Below are 22,819 nucleotides of genomic sequence, written 5' to 3' on the forward strand. Positions count from 1 at the left end.
GTATCGAATGACGATATATTGAACTTCGAGTGATCTGGAGTCTCCCATGTCTGATACCTCGCCACCACCTGATGCTTCAACCCGGCAGCTGGCTCGCCAGACCGCTGATTTGCTCGTCCTCTGCGTGCTCTCCGATGGCCCGCAATACGGATACAGCATCATGAAACTCGTAGGTGCTCGTAGTGATGGTGCGGTGAGATTGACACCAGGCACGCTCTATCCACTGCTACATGAACTGGAGCGGGGCAAGCTTGTGCTAGCCAGCTGGGAGACGGTTCGCGCCGATGCAGATCGGGTTGGGCGAAAGCGCAAGTGGTATCGACTTTCGGCCAAAGGGCGACGTAAGCTGGAACAGCGTGCTGCGGCTCATCGTGCGTTTCTGCGCATGTTGGATGCATTTCTGCCATCGAGTGGTGGCCAGAAGGAGACAGCATAATGCGTCCAGTTCGACAGTTCGTTGATCGTCTTTCCACGATGTTGCGGTTACCTGCAAGGCGCCGTCAAGCGATAGCAGATGAGTTAACCTCGCATTTGGAAGATCGTGTGAGAGATCTAGAACTTGAGGGATATTCACAATCAGAAGCGCTGAAGTTCGCTATTAGTGAGCTCGGCGAAATGAAAGAATTGGCGCACTGCTTACAACAGGCAAATCGTATGCCGTACAGGAGGATTGCTATGAATACACTGATCATCACTGGAACGGTGGGGGCGCTAACCGCTGCGGGTCTTTTTGTTGTTGATGAACCAATGGGTCCGTCGGACGGCATGTCAGGCGCCGTGGCGCCGGGTTTGAGCGAAAAAATAGAGGAGGATCTGGCTCGCAAGGAGATCGAGTTACCAGTAGATGGAACGGATTTGTTCAACATTGCCGAGTCACTAGCCAGATCAGAAGACCTGACACTTTTTATTCACCCCGACATTGGCGAAGACCGGCTCTATCAGCCTATTTTAGCGCTTCGTGAAGGCTCCGTCTCAGTGCAAGAGGTTGTTGATCGTGCAAGTCTTGACTTATATGGGTCTAGCGAGGTGATCATCTTGGTTGAAAATGAAGGTCGTCTTGAGTTGGGTACCCAAGAGGGGGTTGACCGTCGCTCAACAAGCTTGATTTGTTACTCGATTGACGACACTCTTAGAGGAATGGTTTTAGGTGAGGATGCGACAACGACCGTACATAGTCCTCAAGAGGCGGCGCAGAGCTTGACCAGACTGATTCAGGATTTGGTTTATCCAGATTTGTGGCACGGCAATGGTGGCCATATGGCTTCGATTCATGTGGCAAGCGGCGGGCGTATGTTCATTGATGCGCCGCAACGTGTTCATGATCGTCTCGCATGGGTCATTCGCATGCTGCCCTCGATGACACAGGAAGATGTTAACTTACGTTTGAAACGGGGTGGTCGTGGTTGGGGACACGGCGCCAACGGTGCTGACGGTGGCTTTGGTGGCCAGGGCGGTACTGGTGGCGTCGGCTTTGGTGGTCAGGGCGGCGCTGGCGGTGGCTTTGGTGGCGAGGGCGGCGCTGACGGTGGCTTTGGTGGCGAAGGCGGCGCTGGCGGTGGCTTTGGTGGCGAGGACGGCGCTGACGGTGGCTTTGGTGGCGAAGGCGGCGCTGGCGGTGGCTTTGGTGGGGGTGCCGGCGGAACGCTAAGGCCAGATGATCCGGATCAAGGTGACTGGCAGCGCCACGCAGGCTTGCTCGCCGGGGCTCTGGGTACCATTGAGCCCGAGGGAACCCATGAGGATTATGTGACGGACGAGGACCCGCATGCTCATCACGATGCGATGATTGATTCGCGCAACGCGGCGATAGATGCGAGGCAACGTGAGCTGGAAGAGCAGCTGCGCATGAAGATGGAGCAATTCGAACGTGAGGCTCGTGAGTATGAGAAACAACTTGAGCAGCGGAAGCAAGCGATTGAGAAATACGCGCAGAAGCAAAATGAGGCGATTGAGTTACGCAAAATGGAAGTAGAGCAAGCAATCGATCAACGACGCGGAGAAATAGAACGTTATATCGAAGGAAAGAAACAGCAAGTCGAAGAAATCATGTCTCAACATGAGCAAGCATTTAGAGCTACCGAACAAAAACTAAACGAACGTAGGCAAGAGTTAGAGCAATGGGCCGAGAGGCTTCGTTTACAGGAAGAGAACTTTAAAGAGCAGCGCGAGCCTACGTATGAAGAGCAACACAACTTCGAGAAAGAAGCACGGGGTGCTGAATAGGTGAACTCGATAGGGGGTTGTCAGACCCGTTCCGATGTTGATCTGGTTGCGATCATACGGCCAGTCAGTAACACTATTGATCAGTGCCAACTGACCCATCTTCGTCGTGATAAAATCGATCTTGCACGCGCTGAAAAACAGCACGCTGACTATGTCGAAGTTCTTCGGGCGTGTGGTTGTCACATTATTCAACTACCGCCGGAACATGAGTGCCCAGATGCAGTCTTTGTTGAAGATACAGCTATCGTAGTCAACGAAATTGCAGTCATGACTAGGCCAGGCGCGCCATCCAGAAGAGAAGAAGTAGCGAGTGTTCGAAAGGTACTGGTTGGCTACAGAGATATCCGATCCATTGATGATGGTGCAACGCTTGATGGGGGAGATGTGGTTCGGGCTGAAAACCGGCTTTGGGTCGGTGTCTCAACACGTACAACTGCGCGAGGCGCCGAATCACTGGGTCATTGCTTGTCATCTTTTGGCTATGAGGTGGCGCCAGTACAAGTACATAACTGTCTGCATCTTAAATCGGCGTGTTGTGCACTTGATCAAGAGACCTTGCTTTACAATCCGGCCTGGATTGATGCCAGCCATTTTCAAGATATGAGATGCATAGAGGTCGATCCAACAGAGCCAATGGCAGCGAATGTGGTGGGCGTTGGAGATCGATTGCTTGTTGCGGCGGCGCACCCACGCACCGCAGATCTACTTGATGTCGCTGGATATCAGATTGAGATAATTGAGGCTGATGAACTAGCCAAGGCAGAAGGTGCACTGACTTGCTGTAGTATTATCTTTAGGACACTCAATAGTGTTTCTAGCCAGATGGATTACTGAGATCCCAATCACGTATACTAGTGAGGGCTCGAGTGGCAACGGTTGTTTCTGATGAGCATTGTCGCTTTTACTATCTAACAACTATTTTTCTCATCGCCTGTTAATAGCCGACAATAGTTAGCGGTAGCCTAAGATCTTTATTATCCCAAGTGAGAAGCTCAATGGAATCCTCTACAAAAAGCCAAGCGAGCGTAGGTGTAAATGGGTGGCGTCTGATTATGGCATTGGCGGGGTTGGTGGTTATTGTCGCTGGTCTGCAGCTCGCGTCTAGTTTGCTTGTGCCAATAGCGGCCGCGGTCTTCTTTGCGGTCTTATGTATTCCACCTGTGAATTGGCTGCAGAAACGAAAAGTGCCCCAGTGGTTGGCAGTTATTATCGTTTTTGTGGTCGTCTTAGTCGCCTTTGTGTTTGTTGGTCTCATTGTGAACCAGTCAATCAGTAGCTTTCTGACGCGTCTTCCAGACTACCAAACAGCGCTCCAGGAAAGACTGAAGCCAATTGATCCCTTTATTGAAAAAATTGGACTCGGCGACTACGTCAATCCTTTACTAAGTAAAGCTGACGACACCGTTGATCCGACGACATCGAGCGTCATTGCAACAGATCAGATGGCTCAGGCAGACGAAGCAGAGACAGGTGGTATAGGTGATCCTTCTAATCTGCTTCCATTTATTACGCGTGCTTTAAGAGCACTGAGTAGCATCATGTCAAACACTGTGTTTGTCATGCTTATGGTTGTGTTCATACTGGCTGAAGCAGCAGGTTTGCCGCGGAAGTTCTGTGTGGCGGTAACAAACCCAGAAGCAGATCTTGAAGCGTTTTCAGGGATTGTTGGCGATCTTCAGACGTATATCAAAGTTAAGACCATACTGAGTTTGGCAACCGGCATTCTGGCTGGTGGATTGTGTTGGCTGGTCGGTACTGACTATCCAGTGCTCTGGGGCTTACTTGCATTTCTATTAAATTTCATTCCAACCTTTGGATCAATATTAGCGGCGATTCCACCAGTACTACTGACTTGGGTCATGCTGGATTGGCAATGGGCAGCAGTTATTTTGGCAGGCTACCTGGTTATTAATAACGTGCTTGGCAACATCATTGAGCCACGAATGATGGGTACTCGGTTAGGAATGTCAACACTTGTTGTATTCCTGTCAATGGTATTTTGGGGTTGGGTATGGGGGCCAGTTGGGATGATTCTCTCAGTGCCGCTGACCATGATTCTCAAGATCATGCTGCAGCACACCCCCGATCTTGCCTGGATTGCTGTTCTGCTTGCGTCAGACGCCGAGGTGCGCGATCGAGAAAAGGAAATGCGCAGCGAAAATCCCACGCAGTCATGCTAGCCGGTCATTTTTTCGTTCTGAAAAGGTCGTGCTCATTTTCGAGACCATTGCTCAAAACGATGTGAATTGACCCCGTCTGGCCCTCATTTATTGGGTGAGAGGGCCTGATTTCGACTCTGAGAGCTGGGAACTCATTTTTTCTAAGAAATGTTGCCCGTGTAGCGAAAACTCTACGCGTCTTTCATTGGAGCCAATGTCGTGAAGGCATTGGTCAAAAATCTCAACCGGTTTCCATGACAGGTGGGCTGAGAGTGGGGCGATGGCAACTCCACACACTTCGGTCTGAAACCATGGAGTTGCTTCGATGAAACGCTCAAACCGATTGATTGCTTTAGCTACGCTTTTCCTTTGTTCTGCCCCTGCTCTTTCTCAAACTCAAACCTATTTGGCACACAGTAACTACGACCAAGATCTCGATGGATGGAGAGTGAAGGATACGATCAACAATGTATCCAGCTACTACGCACCAACCTGGTTACCAAATGGTGGTGCACCAGACGGGCACATGGAGTTCCATGATGTGACACCTGGTGGCTATATATTTGAAGCGCCAGACAAATTCCACGGCGACTTTTCAGCAGCCGTAGGTAATGGAGGTGTGTTTTATGATTGGGGTGCAGATTGGATCATGGATGATCGGAGATCTTCAGTGACATTCTGGAGTGGCGACGTCCGTCTGTGGGCGAGTAGCAATCAGGGACTTGCCACGAATGTATGGCACCATTTTGATTATGCATTTGATATGGGTGTGGGCTGGAAAGTCGATTATGGCTTAGGTGCTCAGACAGCAACCATGGCTGATCTCTATACAGTCCTTTCAAATGTGACTGATATGAATATCTCAGGCGAAACGTGGACCGGTATTACTGAAACCACTTGGGTCGATAATCCAACAATTTATATGAACGTACCAGCTCCAGGGGCACTTGCTCTGTTCGGCCTTGCAGGGCTCGTAGGTAGACGTCGTCGATCGAGTCGTCGGGTGTAAAAACCGTAACCAATAGTTCTAATCACGAGTAAAGCGGTAGGTGGCTGGTATATCCAGCCACCTTTCGCTTTGCTTTCGAGTACAGTGCGGCGCCTATTAGAATTCTGCTATATCGGAGTGTGTATGTCAGATACAAATGCCCAGCACCTAAAGTGGCTTCGTGAAATAACAGCTCTGCCTACAGCCGCAGGTCGTGAACAAAGAGTCATTGCCTGGATTCGTGACTGGGTCAGTGAACGAAAAGATCTGGTGTTGGAAGAAGATGAAGCCGGAAATCTCATTATCCATCGTCAGGATATGGTTGATGACCAAGGCGAGCGACCACTCTATGTCACTGCACACTTAGATCATCCAGCATTTGTTGTTGAAGAACGTTTGGACGAAGGGCGAGTCAGGCTCTCCTTCCGCGGTACCGTTCGTGATCCCTACTTCACTGATGGGCGAATCAACCTCTTTCTTGATGATGGTCAGGTCATACCGGCCACCATCATATCGACGCAGAACATTGAGCCACTTCGTCAGTGTGAGGCTCGCCTTGATATGCCTTATGAGGTTCCATTGGGTACGGTTGGTACCTGGGATCTGCCTGACCAACATATTGATGGTGAAGGCGTCCTTCATACCAATGCGTGTGATGATTTGGCCGCAGTTGCAGCAGCACTTTGTGCAATGGACTCACTTCGTGAGCAGACCAAGGGGCAGGGGATTCATGTACTGCTGACCCGTGCGGAGGAAGTTGGTTTCATTGGGGCCACTGCAAGTTGCAAGTTAGGCTGGATCCCCAAAGGTGCGCAGATGCTCACGCTCGAAAACTCTCGGAGCTTTCCAGACTCACCACTTGGAGCAGGGCCGATTGTCCGAGTTGGAGACAAGGTCTCCACCTTTTCCCCAGAACTCACGGCTGCAGTGGCGCAGGTTGCTGCAGACCTGACGAAATCATGTCAGGGCTTTAAGTATCAAAGGAAACTCATGCCAGGGGGTACCTGTGAAGCAACCGTGTTCTTTTCGTATGGCTACGATGCGACCTGCGTCTGTCTACCGCTTGGAAACTATCACAATCAGGGTGACCTGACCCGAGTGGAATTAGAATCACCGCAGCAAGCAGCGGTGGGCTTGGAATATATTTCGATTGCTGACTTTAATAACTTAGTGAAGCTCTTGGTGAGATGCGGAGAGCATCTCAGTGAAGCTTCGCCATATATGAAGACGATCGAGATGTACTATGAGCAGGTTGGGTGGGTAGTTGAAAGGCCCGCCTTCGATTCATAGCGCACTTTACTTTGCAATTTCGTGCTCAGGCTCTGGTGTTGGTTGCAGCGGAGCTTCTCGCACTAGGTTGGGAATATCATCGCGGGTAATTTTGTTGGGTTCAGCATGTTCGCGGAACTTCTCGACCTCTTCTTGGCACATTGAAATATCATCGGCCATGATTGTGACCAAGTCACCAGGATCTGCCATACCAAGTACCTTCTGGACAGCTTCTCGCTCATTGACTTCAATTTCAACATTGGCGGCATCAAAGCCACTATCAATAATTGACTGTTTAAGTAAGTTGGCAATAGTTCCAGCCTCGCGACCACGTCGGTATTTTTCTGACTCACGAATCACAATATGAGTGAACATGCCTGAGGCGAGTTTACCCATCTCTTCAATATCAACATCGCGACGATCGCCTACAGCACTAATTGTGGCGATTTTTCGTTTTGCTGAAATTCTCTCAATGAGACTTCCAAGTGCTCTGTAGCCAGCAGGATTATGCGCAAAGTCGACAAGAATCTCGATGTCGTTTATCTGCATTCGGTTCAAGCGGCCAGGTGTCGTTGCAAAGCCAGGAACAAATGTACGCAGTGCATTTCGAATATCTGCCGGCTTTATTTTTCGTAGGAAAGCAGCCAGTGTCACCGCCAGTACATTCTGAATCATGAATGGAGCTCGGCCCTCCATCGTGAGTGGTACCTCTACAGCTTTGGCAACCCGGATCATCCAATGTCCATTAAGAATCGTAATAAATCCGCTTTCATAAATGCAGCTGACTTCGCCCTTTTGAGATTGCTCACGGATAATCTCGTTATCAGGATCCATGGAGAAGTAGGTGACACGCCCCTTGCTGTAGTCGGCCATCGCAGAAACATATGGATCATCCGCATTCAAAATGGCCCATCCTGAAGGTCTTACCACATCCACAATGACACGTTTGACGCGGGCTAGATCATCAAGCGTATGAATATCGTTCATGCCCAGATGATCTTCAGCCACATTCAGGACAATGCCAATATCACAAGAGTTAAAGCCAAGGCCGCGGCGAATCAGGCCTCCACGGGCACATTCCAGGACAGCAAACTCAACCATTGGATCTTTGAGCACTGCCTGCGCCGAGAATGGGCCAGTCATATCGCCGCTCATCACACATTGATTGTCGATATATACGCCGTCTGAAGTAGTGTAGCCCACGTGATATCCACGAGAGTGAATGACGTGTGACATAAGACGGGTTGTGGTTGTCTTTCCATTCGTACCGGTCAATGCAATGATTGGAATTCGGCCATCATTTCCATCAGGAAACAGCATGTCGATAACAGGCTCAGCGACGTTTCGACCAATGCCATCACTTGGAGCAAGATGCATTCGGAAGCCAGGCGCTGCATTCACTTCAATGACACCACCATTGATGCGATCCATTGGGCTCTCAAGATTGTCTGCAATGATGTCAATTCCGCAGATATCAAGATCAATAATTCGACTAATTCGTTCAAAGATCGCAACATTGTTGGGGTGCACGCGATCTGTAACATCAACGGCGGTTCCACCTGTTGAAAGATTCGCTGTCGATTTTAATACGATCATCTGATCAGGTTCAGGGACCGAATCAAGAGAGAGATCTTGATGAAGCAGAAGTCGCTCAGTCATCGCGTCTACGGTGAGTTCAGTCAGCACCTTTTCGTGACCAAATCCGCGACGTGGATCCTTATTCACTAAATCAACCAGTTCTTGAATGGTGTGCTTGCCGTCGCCAATAACGTGAGCTGGAACGCGTTGAGCTGCAGAGATGAATTGGTGATTAATGACCAAAGCACGGAAGTCGTGTCCCTCTAGTTTCTTCTCAACAATGATGTAGCGTGAATATTCTTTTGCAACATCGAAGGCTCGTTCAAGCGATTCGTCGTCGGTAATACCGATCGTGGCACCTTTGCCATGGTTGCCATTACTTGGTTTGACGACAACGGGGAAGCCAACCTCATGTGCCACAGAAAGAGCGCCGCGTAATGACTGTACTTCCTCGCCAATTGGAACCGGTACGCCAGAGTCACCAAGAAGCTGCTTAGTTGAGTCTTTGTCACAGGCGATTTCCACACCAATCATGGAAGTTTCGTTGGTGGTGGTTGCTTGGATACGTTTTTGCTGAGCACCATGCCCAAGCTGAACTAAAGAACGGTTGTTAAGTCGAATCCATGGGATTCCACGACGTACAGCTTCATCTACAAGACTTCGAGTCGAAGGTCCAAGTTGATATCGTTCACGTAACTCCTTGAGATGTTGTATTACTTCATCAATGTCAAACTCATCTTCACGAGAGTCGGCTAGAAGTTCGATGAGCTCAAACGCCTTTTCGCCGGCGTAGATGCCGCAGTTCTCTTCGATGTATCGGTAAACGACGTTATAGACGCCAGGCGTCTTTGTTTCTCGTGTTCTACCGAATCCTGCATCCATGGAAGCAAGCGTCTGGAGCTCAAGGGCAATGTGCTCCATGATGTGCCCCATCCATGTGCCTTCTTCAACGCGTTGAAGAAAACCGCCTCGCTCTCCAACGCTGCAGCGATGCTCAATGAGTGATGGGATGATCTTCTCAAGTCGATCACGGAATTTGGGCATGGTATCGCTCGGCCGTTGTTCCATATCTTCAAGATCAAGTCGCATGATGATGCATGGCTTGTTGTGATAGATGCTGGGGCCACGAAGTGCGTGAATGTCAAGGATTTTCATAGGGCTCGCTCCGTCAGTTGACTGGGCTTTCAGTTTCTTGCGAATTGGGCTTATTGTGTTTTGGTAGGACCACACGTTGATTGCGAATATTAATTCCCCACCCTTCGGCAAGGATATGTAGCTTGACCCCAGCAAAAGAGATGGGGTCGGATTCTCGGATTTCTGGGATGTTAGAGTGTATAAGATCTGAAGCATCGACTACGGTCAGTGTGCCTTTTCCGACAATATTGACATTGCCTTTTGGATCCACAATGAACGCGGTATTTTCATCAATACCGAATCCCAGCATGTAGGGATTTCTCAACACTGCCGCAATAAGGCGATTAAGTCGATGTCGCTCTTGGAAGTGCTGATCCACGATGACACGATGAAGTATTCCCAAACCAGGGGACAGGCGAACTGAAGAGAGTCGAGGGGTGCGGCTTGAAGTACCGCGAGCAATCATGACCGTGCTCATCGCTGAGGCGCCGGCGCTGGTTCCACCGATATGCGTGCCTAAGCGATGTTGCTCATGAAGAACACGCGTCCAAGCAGTACCACCTAATAGTGTGACAAGCTTGAGTTGATCGCCACCTGTGAAGTAGACGCCGGTTGCATTCTTTAGGATTTCCAGGCCCTTGGGATTTTCGGCATCCACGCGATGTTCGTGATAGACGAGTTCAAGGTCCTTGACACCAAGGGCTGTGAACGCGGAGCTGTACTCTTCAAGCAGCTCTTCAGGAACGGTAGATGCAGTTGCAACGACAGCAATACGTGCGTTGTCCCCACCCGAAGTCTGGACAAACCGATGCAGAATTCGTCGGCTATTTTCCCGATCTTCGGCGCCGCCGACGACAAACAAGGATCCATTACATGATTCACTCAAAGTGATAAGCCCGGCCTTCTTCCTACCAATAGAGCCGCATGTTGAATCCACAGGGATTCATCTCCATGGGGCAGTTTTGCATGTCGCAGTGTAATCCAGACTGACCAGTCAGTGGGGCGGGATAGCCAACTAGACTGGCATGAAGCTCCAGCGGCGTGGGCTGACACCAAAATCGACTCATCGAGTTGCCTATCTAGGTCGTTTAGCTCGCTAAAAACGTCGATATTGGAGTCTTTAGGGCGAGAAACGACAAGTTCGTTCTGGCTGAAGCGAACCCGTCCAAGGAGGCTCCGTATGGAGGGGAGTAATCCAGTCAGATGAAGGGGCCGCCATCATGTCCCCTCCAAACCAAACCGCTTTCAGTGCTGCGCCGCCTGAATCTCCTGTCCTCATATGTGGAGCTATTCAATGACCGCAGTACCGAACTACCGCCAAAAAGAGCATCCTGTAGAGCAGTCCACCAAGGATCGGCTGATCGGGGCCGCCATCGATCTGACCTCTGAGGGGCGGGACCGAAATATCTCAATTCGTGCCATTGCCCGAAAAGCGGGTGTGACCGAGGGGGCGATTTACCGGCATTTTCCTGGCAAAGATGATCTCCTTCAAGAGTCCTATGAGCGGATCGCAGCAAAATTGTTAGAGGAAAAGGCAGACCTTCTTGAACGCGGTGGTTCATTTGAGAGTCTGCTTCGTGGTTGGATACGAATCACGCTGAGCTTCTATGATCGAAACTCGGCGGCGTTTAGCTATTTACTGCTGCGCCCACCTTATCCATACGGTGATGGCACCGGAAACCTCGCAATTCAGCAAGACATGCTGGTCTTTGAACTGATTCGGCGCGGTCAGTGTCAGAGGGTGGTTCGGAATGAGTCGGCTCAGATTCAACGGGTCATGCTTGATGGGCTACTTGTCAACATTCCTCGTCAGATCCAGATGGGACAACTGAAAGGCAGTGCGATGCATTACTACGGTATCGTCGTTGATGCAGCAGAGCGGCTGTTGATGGTAAATAAAGGCAGTCAATCATTGGATGAGAGATACCCGTACCCATTTTAGTACTGATCAGATTCGTTCAGCAAACGAGTTGTCTTACTGATTGTAGGGCTGATTTCCATCGCGACTGTTTGTCATGATGGAGATGGTATTGACCGAACCATTGCTGGTGCAGAAATTACCGTTTTGATCTACAGGTAAGACGTAGAGTGGATTATCAGCTGTTGCGCCACTACCACTCGGCGCCATGCGTGATGCACCTAGTGCGGTCCCTAAAATCAACAAGGCGCCAAGCCCAACTACGCCAAATTTCAGCCGTTGATTACTTACCTTGAGTTGATCTACTTTGCACTCGAGTTGCGTGATTCGTTCGGTGATGTGATCCATTTAGAAGCTCCTCATGTCAGAGCAGTGAATGCTAGCAGACCAATTCACCATGCATGTGAATTTAGCGTTTTGAAGCCGCTCTTGAAACGATGGCTGCTAGCTTACTGAGATGGATCGGCTTGCGAACATAGTGATTACAACCTGCTGCCAGAATTGCCCTTCGCTCCTGATCTTGTGCGAGGCCAGTGAATGCAATGACAGGGATATCTCGCGTGTGTGCTCGACTCTTGAGAATATTGACGACATCAAACCCAGTCATATCACCGAGATTGATGTCGAGGATAATGACATGAATCGGATGCCGGTTGGCTAATTGCAGGCCATCTTCACCGTTGCTGGCCTGCAGCACCGAGTATCCAAGTGGATGGAGATAGTCGTTTATGAGTTGGCGGAGCAGTGGCTCATCATCAATGACAAGCACCTGCCGCCGCGGTGATTGGAATGGCTTATTCGGAGATTCCCGGGGTAGTTGAGGTGCCCGCGGTTGAGGTGAGTCTATATGACGGGAATCGCCCGCACGGCGGTTAGAAAGCTTCGACATGGGGCTGAGCTCCCTTGTTTCGATGCCAACCGCAAGATATGACGAGGGAGAGGGCGGTGTTGACATCTCTGCTAATGGGTACGTGACATTGAGCCAGTTAGCTTCAGGCCTTGTCAAAAGTCATTGTTATTAAAAGACCAAGGTGGTCTTAAGGCCGTGAAAAGCACGCTTCCAGCAGGAAATGCCTGATAGAGGAGAGCTGGCTATTCCCAGCGGAACACACCCTTACGCCATGCATAGATGTATGCAATGACTGACGTTGCGATGAAAAATAGAATTCGCCCCAAGAATAAAGAGGCTTCACCGCTTTGAGGATCGAGCTGGGTATAGCTCACGGCCCATGGGTAAAGGAAGATGATCTCAACATCGAAGACGAGAAAAGTCATCGCAAGAACATAAAAGCGGATATTGAAACGCTTTCGAGCCGTATCGATTGGCGTCATGCCGGACTCGTAGGCAGCTTCTTTCTCTTTTCCACGACGACTGGGACCAAGCAGGCTGGTTCCAATCAGGTTGATGACGGGAAATGCAACAGCCATCAAAAGCAAAATACCAACTGGTATATAGGCATTAATGTCGCTTGCGAGAAATAGCATTGGGGGTATCCGATCCACCAGTGGTGTCTTGATGCAGGGGCAGGGTACCTTTGACGGCCTCTTGTCTCAAGGCCAGCTAGGCACCATAATAGAGCGATGCCTTGTCTGGTCGCACTATTTGCCCTCTTTTTTCCACGCGTGATTCTCTTTATCGCGTGGTTGGTTAAGCCCGTTTGGGTGACAGGCCCATTTGAGAACCTTTTCTCGGGGCAGTTCTATTGGCTCTTGCCGATCCTAGGTTGGATCTTCCTCCCGCTGACGACACTGGCTTACTGCTGGGCATTCAGCTCATTAGAAAATCCTGGAACACCAGTTGGTGTGGTGGTGATCCTTATTGCGTTGCTGCTCGACCTTGGACTCTGGGGTGGCAGTGGCCGCTACGGCTATAGCCGATAGTCCAGCTGAAATCGGTGGCCCCTAACTAAGTGATTGGTTGTCTTGAACGTTGTACGCAACTTGTTCAGTTGACTGACCAGTTGCTTCGACGACTAGGATCCATCCAGATCGCTGCGTTTGTTGGTTGTAGTAGCTGCATGTTTCCAAACTGATCGAATAAAGCGATGGCTCGGGTGCTACCCTCGCGCGAGATTGGGGCTGCTGCGACAAGAAACGGAGTTCCGGCATTGGCGGCTGGTTTCTGGGGTTGGGCCTGCTGCTGATTTTGTTGGGCATGAGCTGCCGCTGGGCCTTGTCCAATCATGAAGCCAAGTGCTCCGATTGCAATACAGGCCACGATCCAGCCTAAATTCTGGGAAATATGGGAGATTTGCTTTGTCACGTGAGGAGCTCCTTTTTGGGGTTCTAATAGCATGCTTCTATCTTTGACAAGTGTGACCGGACTCATGGCAATGAGCAAGTTTTTTGACATCTAGTGGCTCAATACTGATCGCTTGTTAGAATCATCCGCCACGGGGCGTAGCTCAGCTTGGCAGAGCGCCTGCTTTGGGAGCAGGAGGCCGCAGGTTCAAATCCTGTCGCCCCGATTGGTCAAAAGCCCACTCAAAAGAGTGGGCTTTTTTTATCCAGATTTGATCGGTGAGGCATCTGGCTCATCGGCTCTCTCAAAAGAGGCCCTGACAACGTATTTTAGAGCCCGCCAGTGACACAAATGGGTGAAACTAGAAGTTTCTGGCCATCGTTGGGGGGCCCCCGCGCGATATGATCGACATATGAGTGTGTTGCTGTGGAGACGAGATCGACTTTGCGGATGGCTATTGCTTGTATTGCTGTCGGTAAGCAGTGCTGCAGAAAGCTCTACCGATCCCAATGAGGTTCTCTTTGGACGTGATGTCCGACCAATACTCTCGGATCGATGTTATCTCTGTCATGGACCAGATCGCGCCAATCAGCAGGCAGGTTTGAGACTTGACTCGTTTGAATCTGCAACAGCGCAAGGTAAGAACGGCGCGGCCATCGTTCCAGGTGACTCTAATGCATCGCTTATGTTTCACCGGATTCGTTCGAAGGATCCTAACTTCCAAATGCCGCCACAAGAAAGTGGCAAACATGCGCTCACCGACGCGCAGGTCGAGACAATTCGGAGTTGGATAGAACAAGGTGCCACCTATGAATCCCACTGGGCATTTTCACCACCCGAGCATTTGGATCCACCACAAGTAGTAGAACCAGAGTGGTGTTTAAATCCTATCGATCGTTTTATTATTGCGCGACTCGAAGCTCAGGGAATCAGACCCAATCCACCAGCGGATCAGGCAACTTTGATTCGACGTTTATATCTTGATCTAACAGGGCTTCCACCCACGCCTCGGGAAGTGGAGGCGTTCGAGCAGGATGATCGATCTGATGCCTATGAACGCCTTGTAGATCGACTCTTGAACGAAGAGCCTTATCGAAGCCGCTATGCGGAACGTATGGCAACGCCTTGGATGGATCAGGCACGCTATGCAGATACCAGTGGTATTCATATGGATGCAGGGCGATCGATCTGGCTCTGGCGAGACTGGGTACTTGAGGCCTATCGAGATAACCTGCCTTTTGATCAATTCGTCATCGAACAACTTGCGGGAGATCTGCTTCCTCGTGCAACACCATCTCAGAAAGTGGCCAGTGGTTTCAATCGAAATCATGTGACTAGTGATGAAGGGGGCGCCATTAATGAGGAATATCTGTTTGAGTATGCGATTGATCGAACGAACACAACGGGCGAGGTCTTTTTAGGATTGACGGTAGGTTGCGCGCAGTGTCATGATCACAAATTTGATCCAGTAACTTCAGAAGACTACTACGGTCTTCTCTCTTTCTTTAATAACAATGAAGAGCCAGGCGTTTATTCACAAGTGCCTGATCCATATCGAGCCTTAGAGCCGGCGATGACAATTGGTAGTGAGGAGTCTCGCCAGAAAATTTCTTCGATAGACGCGTCGCTTCTGCAGCTCCGACAAGAGCAAACGCAGCCAGTATCTGAAGAAGCAGACCGTATTGCCACCTTCATTGAAGAATTTAAAGATCAAGGCAATTGGAAGTGGCAACGACCTGGTGTTGTATCTGCCTTTAGTAAATCCGGTACCACACTTACCCCACAGTCAGATAGTTCTATTCTGTCTTCTGGCGTCAATCCTGACCAAGACCAGCATGAGATAATTATGCAGACTCAAGCCACAGGATTGCGCGCGATTATGTTGGAGGCAATGGGAGACAAGACATTGCCGCTTGGGCGCGTGGGGCGTGCTGCCAATGGCAACGTTGTCTTGACTGGACTCAGCGCAGAAGTTGTTTCACTGGCAGATCCCACCATGCGGCGTTCCATTGAATTGGCATGGGCATGGTCGGATATCTCACAGGGTAATGGAGACTACCCAGTTGTTAATGCATTGAGACCTGAAGATGGTCGAGGTTGGGCGGTTGCGGCTCACCAGATAGACGGAGGTCGTCAGGCGTTGTTCGTGGCAAGTGAGCCTTTCGGTTATGAGGGTGGTAGCTTGTTGGTAGTTCGTCTTAATTATGATTCAATTTATGCTCAACATAGTTTTGGTCGTGTTCGAATCTGGCTTGGAGAGTTAGATGAGTCAGCTTTAGGCGGACTTCCTGCGGCCAGCTCTAATTGGTACATCGTTGGTCCGTATGCAACAGAAAATGGTGCTACCTCTTACAGCACAGCCTTTGGTCCTGAAGAATCTGGGCCGCTGAACTTTGGGAAGAAGTACAACAAACAATCTTGGCGTTATGCACCTGGTGTGATTGATGAAAGTCTGGTGACTCTGGCGCAAGGGATTGGCGCTGAATATATTGGGCGAGAGATTTTTGTGGCGAGTGCTCGAACACTAAAGGTTTCATTAGGAAGTGATGATGGCCTTCAGGTGTATCTCAATGGCTCTTTGATTCATGAGAACCAGGTCAATCGTGGTGTCACTGCTGATCAAGATCAAGTCACGCTGAACTTGAAGCGAGGGCTTAACACGCTGGTACTTAAGGTCACCAATACTGGTGGCCCGCGTGGTATGTATTACCGCGCTTTGGATAATGAATCAGAAATTCCAGTAGAGATGGTGGCGCTCGCAATACCAGAACAACTTCTCACAGATGCCATGCGGGAAAAAATTGATCATGCTTGGCGATTGAGATACTCGCCCCGCTATAGAGCGTTATCTAAGCAGATAGTAGAATTAGAAAGCGAGAAGACGGGACTCACCAACGCTATTCCTCAGACAATGATTATGAAAGAGCGATCAATGCCACGTGACACCTATGTCATGAAGCGCGGGCGCTATGATGCGCCAGATGAGCAGCGAAAAGTGCAACGCAGTGTGCCTTCCTTTCTTGGATCTCTTGATCAGACCAAGCTGGCAACAAGAATTGATCTAGCGCAATGGCTGGTAGGTGACGAGAATCCACTGACTGCCCGTGTGGCCGTAAACAGATTTTGGGAAATGCTCTTTGGTACCGGCCTGGTTGAAACAACAGAAGACTTTGGTTTGCAAGGGGCATGGCCATCTCATCCTCAGTTACTCGACTATCTGGCGGTGGAGTTTCGCGGAGGAGGTTGGGATGTACGGTCTCTATTGAAGCTGATTGTGATGAGCGCCACTTATCGTCAGTCTTCTGCAAGCAATCAGCAAGCGAGAGCGATTGACCCTGACAACCGATTACTGGGTTGGTATCCCAGGCAGAGGTTATCTGCCGAGCAGATCAGAGATCAGGCACTTTATATTTCTGGGTTGCTGGTTGAGGAATTTGGTGGCCCGAGTGTAAAGCCATATCAACCCACGGGATTGTGGCAAGAAGTTGCCATGCCGCAATCCAATACCCGCACATTTGTACAAGACACTGGTGATGCACTATGGCGGCGATCTTTGTACACCTACTGGAAAAGAGCCTCGCCGCCTCCAACGATGCTCACTTTAGATGCCCCGACACGTGAATATTGTGTCACCCGGCGACTGACAACCAACACGCCTCTGCAGGCCTTAGTTCTTTGGAACGATATTCAATTCGTGGAAGCAGCGCGTGGTCTTGCAGCACGTGTCATAAGCGAGCAAGACCATGACGAGCAAAGACTAGGGTTGCTCTATCGTTGGATCACATCAGGTCAGCTCAGTCCAGAGCTTCAAGAGGTGCTTCAGTCAGCTTTGGATGAGTACCGTGATCGGTTTGCAAGGGCACCGGAAGACGCTGAATTATTGGTTTCAACTGGAGAATCTCCAGTTCCTGATAGCATTTCGCCTGTGGATCTTGCATCATGGACACTCATTGCTAATGCAATCATGTCGAGTGATGCTGCAATTGTTAAGGACTAACAACTAGATCATGTCTTCAAAGCAACGAATTCGACAAGCCTGTGCCGATCCTCTTGAGGAGTACCTTAGGAATATCACACGCCGTCGCTTCTTTGGAAAAGTTGCGTCCACTATGGGCGCCGGTATTGGAACACTGGCATTGGGGTCACTTCTTCCTCGAGCCTCCGCTCAAAGCCCATCGGTTGATCCGACCTCCGCGCCGGGGCAGTTGCTGGCAAATCTTCCACATTATGCGCCCAAAGCCAAGCGGGTTATTTATCTGCATATGGAAGGAGCGCCCAGTCAACTTGATTTGTTTGACTATAAACCGAATTTGCGAGATCAGTTTGATAGCGATTTGCCCGAGTCGATTCGAGATGGTCAGCGTATTACCACGATGACCAGTGGTCAGGACCGACTTCCCGTAGCACCCTCGATGTTTAAATTTAATCGCTACGAAAATAACCAAGATGGGGTGATGCTCTCTGAGCTCATTCCTCATACGGCAAGTATCGCGAAGGATCTTTGTTTTATTAAGTCAATGCACACGCAGGCTATTAATCATGAGCCTGGTATCACGTTCTTTCAGACTGGCGCTGAGCAAGTGGGGCGTCCCTGTTTTGGGTCATGGATGAGTTATGGCCTTGGGAGCATGAATGCTGATCTGCCAACTTTTGTGGTGATGATCACGCAGGGTAAGGGCAACATGCAAGCGCTGAGTGCTCGATTTTGGGGTAGCGGATTTCTTTCGAGTGAGCATCAGGGATGCAAGCTCCGAACTGGGCGCGACAGTGTGCTTTACCTGCGAGATCCTGATGGAGTTTCGAGGGATGATCGTCGACAAATGCTTGATTTGGTTGAACGCATTAATGAAGATGAGTTCCAACACAGCCTTGATCCGGATGTGCAAGCAAGGTTAGCTCAGTATGAGATGGCCTATCGAATGCAAATGTCTGTTCCAGAGTTGACTGATATTTCTAATGAGTCAGAAGCGACCCTTGAAATGTATGGTCCGGATGTCCGAACACCCGGTTCGTTTGCAGCCAACTGTTTACAGGCCAGGCGGCTCGCAGAACGCGGCGTGCGATTCGTTCAGCTTTACATGCGTGGATGGGATCAGCACGGTAACTTGCCGACAGAAATTCGTAGTCAGTGTAATGCGGTTGATCAGGCTCAAGCGGCACTCGTGAAGGATCTTAAGCAACGAGGCTTGCTCGATGACACCCTGGTACTCTGGGCTGGAGAGTTTGGGCGTACGGTTTATTGCCAAGGCGCCCTGTCTGAGACGAACTATGGTCGGGATCACCACCCACGTTGTTTTTCGATCTGGTTAGCAGGCGGTGGTATTAAGCCTGGCATCTCATATGGTAAGACAGACGACTACTCTTACAATATTATTGAGAATCCAGTTGATGTGCACGATCTTCATGCAACGATGCTTCATCTACTTGGGCTTGAACATAAGAAACTGACCTACCGTCATCAAGGACGTGACTATCGACTGACAGATGTTCATGGCAATATAGTGAAACCAATCTTATTGTAAGAATGTGAGGCAGTAGAAGTGTCTAAGAAAATGCTTGTGAGCGTTCTGCTTGTCGCCCTTAGCAATATGTATTCATTATCTGCGATCGGTCAAGAAGATCAGGTGGTAGAGCCGGCCATACAAACAGAATTGCCCCCAGAGCCACTTGCCGGTATTGAAGCGGTAGAAGGCGTGAGCGTTCGGATTTGGGCAAGTACGCCGATGGTGATGGATCCAGTTTCTTTCTGTATTGATGAGAAAGGCCGAGTCCTTGTTGCGGAGTCATTTCGTCAAGAGCACGGTGTTGAGGATAACCGGAGTCAACCATATTGGTTGCTCGACGATCTCGCATCTCAAACAGTTGAAGATCGGCTTGCAAAATATCACAAGTGGGCGCACAAGCGTGAAAACGGTATGAACTGGTATACCGAAAAAGAAGACCGAATTCGGATCGTCGAAGACACGAATCAAGATGGATTCGCAGACAAAGTAACCATCTTCGCGGATCGTTTTGATGAACCGCTGTCTGGGACTGGTGCTGGTTTAATCGCCCGTGATGGAAAGATCTGGTACGCCTGCATTCCTCACTTGTGGCAATTAGAAGATCAGGACAATGATGGTATTGCTGATCAGCGTACAACGGTCCATTCTGGATTTGGTGTTCGTGATGCACTTCGGGGGCATGACATGCATGGTCTGGTGTGGGGCCCCGATGGTCGCCTTTATTGGTCAATCGGTGATCGTGGATACAACGTGATTAGTAAAGAAGGGCGGCGGTTTGCTGACCCACGTGCAGGTGCTGTCTTTCGATGTGAACCAGATGGCTCTGAGTTAGAGGTCTTTTATTACGGACTACGTAACCCTCAAGAGTTGGCTTTTGATCGTTACGGCTATCTCTTCACAGGTGATAATAATTCAGACGCTGGTGACAAAGCGCGCATGACCTATATTGCTGAAGGGGGCCAGACTGGTTGGGAGATGAATTACCAATCAGTCGATGGGGAAAACGTTCGTGGGCCATGGGTTCAAGAGGGGCTATGGGAAACTGACCATCCAGAGCGACCTGCATGGTCACTTCCACCACTTAAGCATGTGAGCAGCGGACCATCTGGCCTGACTACGTATCCGGGGCAAGGTCTACCCGAGCGTTACAAAGACCATCTGTTTATGTGTGACTTTACTGGCAGTCCGACAAATAGCAGTGTGCTTGCGATGCAGATGGTTCCAGATGGGGCTGGATTTCGTGTTGAAGATGTGCATCCTTTTGTGTCAGGGATTCTCTGTACTGATGTTGACTTTAACTGGGATGGATCGATGGTCGTCTCAGATTGGGTTCAAGGTTGGGAGGGTTCGGAAACAGGTAGACTGATTGTCTTATCATCTGATGATCAAGCAGAAGCTCTGGAATTGCAGAAGACGGCTCAGTTAATTGCTCAAGGCATTAAGCACCGCGAGACCTCTGAACTGCTTTCTTTACTTAGTCACCCTGACATGCGCATCCGCCAGCGAGCTCAGTTTGTGCTGGCCGATCGAGGTGAAACCTCTATCCAGCCGCTGGCGGTGATTGCTCAGGATGCCAATGCAGAACAAATGGCGAGGATTCACAGTCTTTGGTGCCTTGGAATGATTGCCCGTTACGGCGATTACCAAGTTGGTGATGCATCCCATCCATTGGGCGCGGTCATGGAGGTCACTGAGGATCCAGATCCGGAAATTCGAAGTCAAGCAGCCCGAGTGTTGGGAGATGAAGCGTATCAGCCAGCCTATGAACAACTGATCAGTCTTATATTTGATGAGGAACCACGTGTGGTCTACCACGCGACAATGGGGCTTGGTCGGATCGGTGATCCACTTGCGGTTGATGCTATTTTGGAAATGCTTTGGGCCAATGACAATGAAGATCGCTGGTTGCGTCATGCAGGTGTCATGGCTCTCGTTCGTATAGACGATCGCGCCGGACTTGTTGAGCTACTCGGTGATCCCATGCCATCAGTTCGAATGGCCGCGCTTCTTGCCTTGCGGCGTCTGGAAGATCCCGCTGTCGCTCGACTGCTTCGAGATTCTGATCCGATGATTGCAGCCGAAGCTGCCAGGGCGATCAATGACAAACCCATTGCCAGTGCAGACATCGCCTTAGCAGATGTGCTTCCATCTTTGGTACGAACCTCGATAGATGCATCGCCGGTGTATGAACGCTCGTCGCAACAAGATCTATATACGGTTCAGCTTGAGCGTTTTGATAATGTGCCTTTTGCAACAAGTCATGAATTGGAAACACTTGTTGCCTTTGATCGTGAGCCTGATGAGATTCTGTCATTGCAGACATTTGTTGCACCTGACAATCAAAGTGATCAATTTGTCAGTCAGATGACCGGCCGATTCGTGGTTTCCGACGCGGGCGAGTACCGGTTTGCATTGTGTAGCGATGATAGCGCCGTATTGTCTATATGGCCTGAGGAACAACCGGATCAAAAGCAGTTCCTATCAAGGGTTGATGATTGGGTAGATAAAAACACGTGGGATCAACAACCCAATCAGATTTCTGAACCGATCGAATTGACCGAAGGCACCGCTTATATTCTTGAAGCTCGCCATTGTGATCGCAGCGGTAAGGATCATCTTGCCATTGCTTGGCAGAAACCAGACGGGCGTTGGCAGCGGCCTATCGGAAACAACATCAGCGACCCAACTGGGACTGCGACAAGAACGGAAATGGCGGTCACACGTCGAGCATTAGCAGCGACATTGCGAACAGGTGATGCCCATCGAATCAAAACGGTTGCGGCATTGGCGCTCGACCCTACCCAGCCAGCAGTGATTCGTCGCGAGGCGATTGATGTGCTCGCTCAATGGCCAAAGCCCAGGCCACGCGATCTTGTGCAAGGAAGATATCGGCCTGTTGTCACTGAGCGAAACACTGAGCAGTGGCGTGAAGCAATGACCCAGATCATGCCAGCGCTGACACAGTCGCATCCGGTGGTTGCAGTACCTGCCCAGCAGATTGCGGCTGCTCATAACATCGCTCTTGATACATCTGTGCTTCAGAAGGCACTGGAGGATACGCAAGCACCATTTGATCAACGTCAAACGATGCTTCGATTACTCTGCAGAGAGGCGAAAACAAGGCAACCGGCGATCGACACAGCCCTTCTAAGCAGTGATCCAAACCTAAAAGCAGAAGCAATACGATTACTTGCCCAATATGATCAAGAAGCAGCGCTGCCAATAGTGCTTGAAGCGATCAATGGTTCGCATTTACAGCAGAAGCGAGCCGCCATCGAAGCTCTTGGCCTGATTGAGAATATTGAAGCGGAGCAAGTGCTGTTGGAGCTGCTTCAGAATATTGAAACAAAACCAAGCTCTTTGCATCTGGACATTCTCATGGCCAGCCAACAAAAGGGTGGGGCAGCGATAGCGCCACACTTAACTCATTGGCAGAAAGTAATACCTTCAGGATTCGCGGCTACCTATGGCCTGGCCAGTGAAGGGGGTGATCCAGTTCGTGGTCGAGAGTTGGTGTTCTATCATGCGGGAGCAAGTTGCCTGCGATGTCATCTCGTTGAGGGTGTCGGCGGAGAATCTGGACCATCATTGGATGGCGTGGCAAGTAGATTGACTCGTGATCAGTTGCTCAGCTCACTACTGATGCCACAAGAGTTGATTGCTGATGGCTATGGCGCGTCGTCAGCGATGCCCGCCATGCACCAATATCTGTCTCCTATCGAGATGCGTGATGTGATGGCATATCTAATGACTTTAGAATCTAACGAAAACTGAGACGAAGATCGCTCAGTGCAGTTACTCATG

17 protein-coding genes and 1 tRNA gene are annotated in these 22,819 nt (G+C 50.0%); 12 read left to right on the forward strand and 6 right to left on the reverse strand.

From position 1 onward, the window contains the following. The first annotated feature begins 46 nt into the window (after window positions 1-46). From P8J86_07515 to P8J86_07540, 6 genes are all read left to right on the forward strand, one after another. Complete coding sequence (locus P8J86_07515; GenBank protein ID MDG2054539.1) at window positions 47-436, forward strand: PadR family transcriptional regulator; 390 nt, start codon at window positions 47-49, stop codon at window positions 434-436. Then, complete coding sequence (locus P8J86_07520; GenBank protein MDG2054540.1) at window positions 436-2,223, forward strand: permease prefix domain 1-containing protein; 1,788 nt, start codon at window positions 436-438, stop codon at window positions 2,221-2,223. Before P8J86_07515 ends, P8J86_07520 begins: the two co-directional genes overlap by 1 nt. Next, on the forward strand, window positions 2,224-3,057 hold the full coding sequence (locus tag P8J86_07525; GenBank protein MDG2054541.1) for an arginine deiminase family protein: 834 nt from the start codon (window positions 2,224-2,226) through the stop codon (window positions 3,055-3,057). Between the two features lie 161 nt (window positions 3,058-3,218). Further along, window positions 3,219-4,403 (forward strand): AI-2E family transporter, encoded by a 1,185-nt coding sequence (locus P8J86_07530; protein ID MDG2054542.1) that lies wholly within the window; start codon window positions 3,219-3,221, stop codon window positions 4,401-4,403. 304 nt (window positions 4,404-4,707) lie between these two features. Then, complete coding sequence (locus P8J86_07535; protein ID MDG2054543.1) at window positions 4,708-5,391, forward strand: hypothetical protein; 684 nt, start codon at window positions 4,708-4,710, stop codon at window positions 5,389-5,391. Window positions 5,392-5,514: 123 nt separating this feature from the next. Next, a complete protein-coding gene (locus P8J86_07540) occupies window positions 5,515-6,660 on the forward strand; it encodes a M20/M25/M40 family metallo-hydrolase (GenBank protein ID MDG2054544.1) in 1,146 nt (381 codons plus the stop codon). 6 nt (window positions 6,661-6,666) lie between these two features. On the opposite strand, the gene cphA is transcribed toward P8J86_07540, so the two are convergent. Beyond that, window positions 6,667-9,372 carry a cyanophycin synthetase gene (cphA, locus tag P8J86_07545; protein ID MDG2054545.1) on the reverse strand — a complete coding sequence of 902 codons (2,706 nt, stop codon included), beginning with the start codon at window positions 9,370-9,372 and terminating at the stop codon, window positions 6,667-6,669. Between the two features lie 13 nt (window positions 9,373-9,385). Further along, complete coding sequence (locus tag P8J86_07550) at window positions 9,386-10,288, reverse strand: cyanophycinase (protein MDG2054546.1); 903 nt, start codon at window positions 10,286-10,288, stop codon at window positions 9,386-9,388. 357 nt (window positions 10,289-10,645) lie between these two features. Here P8J86_07550 and P8J86_07555 point away from each other — a divergent pair, with 357 nt between their 5' ends. Then, window positions 10,646-11,293 (forward strand): TetR/AcrR family transcriptional regulator, encoded by a 648-nt coding sequence (locus P8J86_07555; protein MDG2054547.1) that lies wholly within the window; start codon window positions 10,646-10,648, stop codon window positions 11,291-11,293. A 33-nt stretch (window positions 11,294-11,326) separates the two neighbouring features. Here the strand turns inward: P8J86_07555 and P8J86_07560 are convergent, their stop codons facing one another. The 3 genes from P8J86_07560 to P8J86_07570 all read right to left on the reverse strand — a co-directional run bounded on the left by P8J86_07560 (window position 11,327) and on the right by P8J86_07570 (window position 12,754). Continuing rightward, complete coding sequence (locus P8J86_07560) at window positions 11,327-11,617, reverse strand: hypothetical protein (GenBank protein MDG2054548.1); 291 nt, start codon at window positions 11,615-11,617, stop codon at window positions 11,327-11,329. Between the two features lie 61 nt (window positions 11,618-11,678). Then, window positions 11,679-12,158: a response regulator gene (locus P8J86_07565; GenBank protein MDG2054549.1), complete on the reverse strand. Its 480-nt coding sequence runs from the start codon at window positions 12,156-12,158 to the stop codon at window positions 11,679-11,681. Between the two features lie 203 nt (window positions 12,159-12,361). Next, entirely contained in the window at window positions 12,362-12,754 is a 393-nt protein-coding gene (locus P8J86_07570; GenBank protein MDG2054550.1) for an NADH-quinone oxidoreductase subunit A, read from the reverse strand. Between the two features lie 96 nt (window positions 12,755-12,850). On the opposite strand from P8J86_07570, the gene P8J86_07575 reads away from it, so the two are divergent. After that, window positions 12,851-13,150 (forward strand): hypothetical protein, encoded by a 300-nt coding sequence (locus tag P8J86_07575; protein MDG2054551.1) that lies wholly within the window; start codon window positions 12,851-12,853, stop codon window positions 13,148-13,150. 64 nt (window positions 13,151-13,214) lie between these two features. On the opposite strand, the gene P8J86_07580 is transcribed toward P8J86_07575, so the two are convergent. Further along, on the reverse strand, window positions 13,215-13,532 hold the full coding sequence (locus P8J86_07580) for a hypothetical protein (protein ID MDG2054552.1): 318 nt from the start codon (window positions 13,530-13,532) through the stop codon (window positions 13,215-13,217). A 131-nt stretch (window positions 13,533-13,663) separates the two neighbouring features. On the opposite strand from P8J86_07580, the gene P8J86_07585 reads away from it, so the two are divergent. From P8J86_07585 to P8J86_07600, 4 genes are all read left to right on the forward strand, one after another. Then, a tRNA-Pro gene (locus tag P8J86_07585) sits at window positions 13,664-13,737 on the forward strand. Between the two features lie 186 nt (window positions 13,738-13,923). Next, a complete protein-coding gene (locus tag P8J86_07590) occupies window positions 13,924-17,508 on the forward strand; it encodes a PSD1 and planctomycete cytochrome C domain-containing protein (protein MDG2054553.1) in 3,585 nt (1,194 codons plus the stop codon). Window positions 17,509-17,518: 10 nt separating this feature from the next. Further along, entirely contained in the window at window positions 17,519-19,033 is a 1,515-nt protein-coding gene (locus P8J86_07595) for a DUF1501 domain-containing protein (GenBank protein MDG2054554.1), read from the forward strand. A gap of 18 nt (window positions 19,034-19,051) precedes the next feature. Then, window positions 19,052-22,789, forward strand: coding sequence for a HEAT repeat domain-containing protein (locus tag P8J86_07600; GenBank protein MDG2054555.1), 3,738 nt, complete (start codon window positions 19,052-19,054; stop codon window positions 22,787-22,789). Window positions 22,790-22,819: the final 30 nt, after the last annotated feature.

This window comes from Phycisphaerales bacterium (assembly GCA_029268515.1).
In the GTDB taxonomy this organism is placed as follows: Bacteria; Planctomycetota; Phycisphaerae; order Phycisphaerales; family SM1A02; genus JAQWNP01.

Bases quoted from the DNA above. Each gene is read 5' to 3' on its own strand.
- P8J86_07570 (MDG2054550.1), bottom strand. From the start codon at position 12,754: ATGCTATTTCTCGCAAGCGACATTAATGCCTATATACCAGTTGGTATT.
- P8J86_07540 (MDG2054544.1), top strand. From the start codon at position 5,515: ATGTCAGATACAAATGCCCAGCACCTAAAGTGGCTTCGTGAAATAACA.
- P8J86_07535 (MDG2054543.1), top strand. From the start codon at position 4,708: ATGAAACGCTCAAACCGATTGATTGCTTTAGCTACGCTTTTCCTTTGT.
- P8J86_07520 (MDG2054540.1), top strand. From the start codon at position 436: ATGCGTCCAGTTCGACAGTTCGTTGATCGTCTTTCCACGATGTTGCGG.
- P8J86_07530 (MDG2054542.1), top strand. From the start codon at position 3,219: ATGGAATCCTCTACAAAAAGCCAAGCGAGCGTAGGTGTAAATGGGTGG.
- cphA (MDG2054545.1), bottom strand. From the start codon at position 9,372: ATGAAAATCCTTGACATTCACGCACTTCGTGGCCCCAGCATCTATCAC.
- P8J86_07560 (MDG2054548.1), bottom strand. From the start codon at position 11,617: ATGGATCACATCACCGAACGAATCACGCAACTCGAGTGCAAAGTAGAT.
- P8J86_07555 (MDG2054547.1), top strand. From the start codon at position 10,646: ATGACCGCAGTACCGAACTACCGCCAAAAAGAGCATCCTGTAGAGCAG.
- P8J86_07575 (MDG2054551.1), top strand. From the start codon at position 12,851: ATGCCTTGTCTGGTCGCACTATTTGCCCTCTTTTTTCCACGCGTGATT.
- P8J86_07515 (MDG2054539.1), top strand. From the start codon at position 47: ATGTCTGATACCTCGCCACCACCTGATGCTTCAACCCGGCAGCTGGCT.
- P8J86_07595 (MDG2054554.1), top strand. From the start codon at position 17,519: ATGTCTTCAAAGCAACGAATTCGACAAGCCTGTGCCGATCCTCTTGAG.
- P8J86_07590 (MDG2054553.1), top strand. From the start codon at position 13,924: ATGAGTGTGTTGCTGTGGAGACGAGATCGACTTTGCGGATGGCTATTG.
- P8J86_07565 (MDG2054549.1), bottom strand. From the start codon at position 12,158: ATGTCGAAGCTTTCTAACCGCCGTGCGGGCGATTCCCGTCATATAGAC.